This is a genomic window from Rhizobium sp. 18055 (assembly GCF_902706285.1).
GTDB lineage: Bacteria > Pseudomonadota > Alphaproteobacteria > Rhizobiales > Rhizobiaceae > Rhizobium.
The window spans coordinates 1-433 of the sequence record NZ_CACSKD010000315.1 but is presented as its reverse complement, the minus strand read 5'-3'; the positions used below and the strand labels follow the sequence as shown (position 1 = coordinate 433).

General features: G+C 73.7%; 1 protein-coding gene. It reads left to right on the top strand.

Annotated features, from left to right (window positions below; genetic code table 11):
• The coding region (locus tag GVL52_RS29300) for a hypothetical protein (protein ID WP_200848018.1) at positions 1 to 433 on the top strand (433 nt) is incomplete at both ends.

Sequence of the window (433 nt, the reverse complement as noted above, 5' to 3'; positions counted from 1 at the left end):
ACGCCACTGGGCTTCGCGCTGCTGCAGCGTCCGTATTCGCGCGGCGCCGTCCTGCTTTCCTACCTGCTGTCGGCGGCCTGGTTCCTCGCGGGGCACTGGCGGCAGCGCCGGTTGCACGCGCTGCGCCTCGCCTGCCTGGACGCCTCCGTCCCCTCGCGCCTGCGGGAACTGCTCGGCACCCCCGCCGGAGCGGGATTGCGCCACATCGCACTGCGGCCCTGGGCGGAATTCACGGCATCCTCGCCCGGGGCCCGTCCGGGGGCCGATGCGCCATGGGCCGGTGTGGTGCTCGACACCCGCACGCCGCCGGACGAGGCGCGCGAGCGCCAGATCTGCGCGCTGCGCCTGCAGCACGTCCGGCTCTACAGCGTGGAAACCGTGGCCGAACTGCTGAGCGGCCGCAAGATGCTGCCGGCCGCATCGGTCCATGACC